This window comes from Desulfobacula sp., assembly GCF_021107415.1.
This window is the reverse complement of sequence record NZ_JAIOSW010000148.1, coordinates 1-5411: the sequence shown is the minus strand read 5'-3', so window position 1 is coordinate 5411 and position 5411 is coordinate 1. Positions and strand designations below refer to the sequence as shown.

Sequence of the window (5411 nt, the reverse complement as noted above, 5' to 3'; positions counted from 1 at the left end):
GCGTTTATTCTCATTATTTAATACTTCATAGGCTTCAGATGCTTCTTTGAATTTATCTTCTGCTTCTTTATTATCCGGATTCTTATCAGGATGATATTTAATGGCATGTTTCCGATATGCCTTTTTCAATTCCTGCTTTGAAACATCCCTGGCAACACCAAGCACTTCATAATAATCCCGTTTTTCTTCCATTTGGATCCCAACCATTCTATTGTATTCTTCCTTTGAGTATGATATTTCCCAATCTGCCTTGGTAAATAACTTAAACTAACTCAGAAATCCAGGTTGTCAACGATGAATAAAGAACTTGATTTTATCAAAGACATGTTTGACCGTATTGCACCCAGATATGACTTTTTAAATCGCCTCTTAAGTATGCGGCAGGACATTGTCTGGAGGACCCAGATGGTAAAGGCCACCGCCCTTCAAAAAAACAGCATGGCTTTGGATGTAGCCTGCGGAACCTGTGATGTGGCTTTGGAAATCAGTTCCCAGCTCAAAGGACATGCCCAAATTTTCGGACTTGATTTTTCTTTTGGAATGTTACGGTTTGGCAAACAGAAATTATTAAAAAAAAATATAAACCTCTTAAATGCCAATGCCCTTAATCTTCCCTTTAAGCATCATATCTTTGATGCGGTTTTTATTGCCTTTGGCATCCGGAATATCATGGATCGACAAAAGGCCATCAAAGCGTTTTTCAATGTTTTAACAAAGGGAGGACGGCTGGCTGTTCTTGAGTTAACCACACCTGAAAAAGGAATCTTCCGTTCATTATACCTTTTATATTTTCAAAAAATTCTGCCCATTCTCGGCTCTTTTTTCTCAAAAGACAATAATGCCTATAGTTATCTGCCGGATTCTGTATTAAAGTTTCCCAGTCCTGTAGAATTTTCAAGACTTATGAAGGGGGCTGGATTTGAAAATATCAAATTCAAACAGATGACATTTGGAATCGTCACCCTGTTTGTCGGGAGCAAACCATAATGTATACGATGGCGTTCAATTCAAAGGTTTTTTTTAAGAATGGTGTGTTTCAGCCAGTTTTTATCATCCTTTTCAGGATACTCAATATTATAATGGAGCCCGCGGCTTTCTTTTCTCATTAAAGCTGATTTAATGATCAGTTCCGCCACTGTGGCAAGATTTCGAAGTTCGATCAAATCAGATGTTACCTTAAAATCCCAATAATAATCATTGATTTCTTCCTTGATATTTTGGATTCTTCTCAATGCCCGTTGCAGGCGTTTGTCCGATCTTACAATTCCGACATAATTCCACATCAACCGCCGAATTTCATCCCAGTTATGGGAGACAACAATGGCCTCATCACTGTCCATGGTATCGGTTTCGTCCCAAAGATCCAGGGAGACAATTACTTTGTTTCCAATGGACTTGAACTCTTCAACAGATGATTGATATGCCCTGTGGGAATAGACCAATGCTTCAAGCAGGGAATTGGAGGCAAGCCTGTTAGCACCATGAAATCCTGTGCATGCGGCTTCACCAACGGCATAAAGTCTTTGAACGTCTGTCTTCCCATTCAAGTCTGTGGCGACTCCGCCGCACATATAATGGGCAGCCGGAACAACCGGGATCGGATCTTTTGTCATGTCAATCCCATACGCAAGGCATCTAGAATAAATATTGGGGAATCTTTTTTTAATACTGTCGGAATCCTTATGAGAAATATCCAGAAAAACAGCATCTGCACCGGTTTTCTTTAACTCACTGTCAATGGCTCTTGCAACAACGTCCCTGCAGGCAAGTTCCTTGTCAGGAGAATATTTGTCCATAAACCGCTGACCTTTAAAGTCTATTAAAACTGCACCCTCCCCTCTTACCGCTTCTGAAATAAGAAAATTTTTTGCTTCAGGATGATAGAGACATGTGGGATGAAATTGAACAAATTCCAGGTTTGCAACGGATGCACCTGCACGGTATGCCATGGCAATACCGTCGCCGGTTGCAATATCCGGATTAGATGTATAAAGATACACCTTGCTGGCCCCGCCTGTAGCAAGAAGCGTGATCCCTGCATAAAAAGTTTCAATTTTCCCGGTTTTATTATCCAGGACATATGCCCCGCAACAGATATTTTCACACTGGGTAACAATGAGTCCGCTTCGAATGCTGCTGGAAAATGTTACTAAGTTCACAGCAATATGATCTTCCAGAATAGTTATATTCTTATTTTGTTCGACATTTTTTACCAGGGTATCTTCAATCTCTCTACCCGTCAGATCATGAGCATAAACGATCCTTTTAGCAGAATGCCCCCCTTCTTTGCCCAGTGAAAAATCATACTCACCATTGCCTTCTATATTAAAATTTGCCCCTTGTTTTACAAGCTCTTTAATTCTTTTGGGTCCGTCTTTCACCACCATCTTTGCAACATCTTTGTTGCAAAGCCCATCACCGGCATCAAGTGTATCTTTGATATGAAGGTCAAATGAATCCATCTTGCTGAATACAGCGGCCACACCCCCCTGGGCCAGCGCTGTATTTGTTTTCTGTATTTTTTTTTTAGTAATGATGGTGACTTTACCAAACTTTGCCACTTTCAGGGCATAACTTAAGCCGGCAATGCCGCTTCCGATCACTAAAAAATCTGTTTTCTTAATCATAACAGGCTGGTTTTTTTCTTTTTACGTGCACTTAAACCAAAAAACAAACCAACAATAAAAACACCCGGACCAATCAAAAACCAAAGTTTCGGCTCATTGTTCAAATCATTCTCCAAAGTCTCGATCTGACTTTTCTGGGCCTCATACAGTTGCATCATTTCTTTATATTTTGCATCAAGTTTTAAAAAATCAGAAGATTCCTGTTTCAGTTTATTATATTTTTCTTGTATCTGAACCAATGTCGCATTTTTAACCGTAAGTGTCTTATTCTCATCTTCTATTGCTTCTAATTTGGACATCAGATCCTGATTATCTTTATTTAATTTTTCAACCAGAAGGGCATCCGGTACTTTCTGGGTTAAAAACCTTGATAAAACCCATCCGGTTCTTCCCTGATCTGTCTTTACATGGGTCCAGTCCTTTTGGTATTCAACAATTTCAAGTTTGGTACCGGACTTTAACATGGCCACAATTTTGTGTTCCACTCCCGGACCCGTCCGCATGGTAATGTTTGTAATCCCTGTCACATATATGTCTTCAGCAAACAACGTACCGGCAAAAAATGCCATCCATAAAAAAATGATCAAAAGGTATTGATATATTTTTTTCATCCTATTCTCATCTCCTTTTAAATTCGAGATTTATCGCTATTTTATTTTTTCAATCTCATCCAATATCATTGCATCCTGCCTTTATCAATATGAAAAATTGTTATTATATCTAAACTAATAGCAGATGAACAGTCCAAAAAAAAATGATCAGTTTTTTTATTCTACAATCACTTCAAAAATTACTCTCATATTTGCTTTGGCTTCCTTAGAATTTATTTGTTCGGGATCGGGTTCATACATGGCAGGTCTTGTTTCTCCATATCCAATGGCTGAAAGCCTTTTAAAAGGGATGTCACCAACATCAATAAGGTAATTTTTAACAGCTAACGCTCTTTTTTCGCTTAGATTCTGATTATGGTCGTGGGTTCCGCGGGCAGAGGCATGCCCTCCAATAATGACGTTAACATCAGGATTGTTCATTAGAACCTGGATATGCTGATCAAGTATTGTTTTGCCTTCTTTTGTAAGATCTGAACTATCAAAATTAAAATGAATATTTCCAAGATTCATCATCAATGGCTCCGCCTTGTGATATCCTAGTCCATCTTCTTTTAGAGATGCGCTTTTCTTTTCTTTTGATACAGAAACCTCAGCAATCTTTTCAACTTTGGTTAAAAAAACCTTAGAGACATAATCAGCCATGGGTTGTGCAGAACCGACATCCTGCGCCAGAATCATAAATCCGCAGGGTGAAACCCGGGCAATCTTTTCCATTAAAATTTTTCCTTTTTCATCATCCCCCACCATTACAGTATAAATGCAAAGATGATCCGCCATCATCGCCTGCATATTCTGTGCAGCAATAAAGGGCTGATCACTCAAATCCTTGCCATCGCTTATAATGATGACCACTTTATTGCCGCTGATATTTTTCAAATCAACAGCAGCCTCGGTTATGGCAGCCGTCAAGGGAGTCGGCCCTCCTGAAGGGGTCACCTGGATCAAACCCTTATTCATCCCCTGCCGATTGTAGGGGGCCATACCGTAAAAAAGTTTGGTCTGCGCACGTGTTAACTGCAGGGCATGACCAAAAGTTCTTAATCCGGAAACAGCGCAAATTGGCGGCATGGTATCATTCATGCGGCGAACAAATGCTTTGGCGATATCAAACTTGACATAATCCTGATAGGTTTCAGCCATTGATGAGGATGCATCCATCAAAACCACTAAACCATCCACTTTTGACCCGAATTCACCTGACTGAAACCCAGGGGTTAAATCCTTAACAATACTGTCCGGAACCATCTTGGTTTTGTTCACACTTGCGCATGATGTCAGGCATATTAAAACAATTACCAATAAAATTAATCTGATTTTTCTATTTTGCATCAGTACTTCTCCTTTTGTATAATAGATTCAATCCTCTATTCAATGCAATAATCACACCAAAGCTTTGAATATTTATAATTCCTTAAAATTCAAATAGTTAAATGCATGTCCATAAAAAAGTTTAATGAAATTATGAAATAAATTACATAAACTATTACATTTTTTATCTATTTTTATGAAATAAATTACACTGCTGCCAATGTTCATAATTATATGGCAATTAAAAAAAAACTTTCCATTTATGAATAGAGTTATGTATAACCAAATGAACACCGTTTATTTAGTTCACTCAAAACTTATAATAAGCATGGTTTATCTCTGACAGAGCACCTTAAACAAAAGGAGAAATAAAAATGACTGACCAAGTATGGAAAACGCCCTATTGGCCGGAAGGAGTAGCACACGATGTAAGTAATTACCACTACCCCCTGCCTCAAATCCTTGATAACACGGCTAAAAAGTATCCTGATAATGTCTATACCATTTTTAACGGTGCTTTCAGGACCTATGCCCAGGTCAAGGATACTGCGGACAGAATTGCAAACTTTCTTGCGGGCAAAGGCATTAAAAAGGGAGACAAGGTTGCTATCTTTCTTCCCAACATACCCCACTTTCCTGAAGTTCTTTTTGGTATCCTTAAGGCCGGTGCCGTAGCTGTGAACTGTAATCCGTCCTATACACCGACAGAACTGAACTACCAGCTCAAGGACTCTGAATCAAAAATGGTCTTTTGCATGGACCATCCCCTGCTGTATCCAAACACGGTTGAGGCGATAAAAGACACCAATATTGAAACTATTATTGTTTGCAATATCAAATCCTATCTTCCAAAAATCAAAGCGTT

The 5411-nt window shown here is 38.9% G+C and carries 6 protein-coding genes; 2 read left to right on the top strand and 4 right to left on the bottom strand.

Annotated elements, in window-relative coordinates:
• Window positions 1–192 (bottom strand): DnaJ domain-containing protein (locus K8S13_RS07805; protein WP_291461727.1); only part of this gene is annotated, 192 nt, incomplete at its 3' end.
• Window positions 193–294: 102 nt separating this feature from the next.
• Here K8S13_RS07805 and ubiE point away from each other — a divergent pair.
• Complete coding sequence (gene ubiE, locus K8S13_RS07800) at window positions 295–987, top strand: bifunctional demethylmenaquinone methyltransferase/2-methoxy-6-polyprenyl-1,4-benzoquinol methylase UbiE (RefSeq protein WP_291461726.1); 693 nt, start codon at window positions 295–297, stop codon at window positions 985–987.
• Window positions 988–1007: 20 nt separating this feature from the next.
• Here ubiE and nadB read toward each other — a convergent pair whose 3' ends face one another.
• From nadB to K8S13_RS07785, 3 genes are all read right to left on the bottom strand, one after another.
• Window positions 1008–2627 carry an L-aspartate oxidase gene (gene nadB / locus K8S13_RS07795; RefSeq protein WP_291461724.1) on the bottom strand — a complete coding sequence of 540 codons (1620 nt, stop codon included), beginning with the start codon at window positions 2625–2627 and terminating at the stop codon, window positions 1008–1010.
• Entirely contained in the window at window positions 2624–3238 is a 615-nt protein-coding gene (locus K8S13_RS07790; protein ID WP_291461722.1) for a TIGR04211 family SH3 domain-containing protein, read from the bottom strand. Before K8S13_RS07790 ends, nadB begins: the two co-directional genes overlap by 4 nt.
• Window positions 3239–3394: 156 nt before the next feature.
• Window positions 3395–4567 (bottom strand): OmpA family protein, encoded by a 1173-nt coding sequence (locus K8S13_RS07785; protein WP_291461720.1) that lies wholly within the window; start codon window positions 4565–4567, stop codon window positions 3395–3397.
• Between the two features lie 353 nt (window positions 4568–4920).
• On the opposite strand from K8S13_RS07785, the gene K8S13_RS07780 reads away from it, so the two are divergent.
• Window positions 4921–5411: AMP-binding protein (locus tag K8S13_RS07780; protein ID WP_291461718.1), on the top strand; the 491-nt coding region annotated here is incomplete at its 3' end.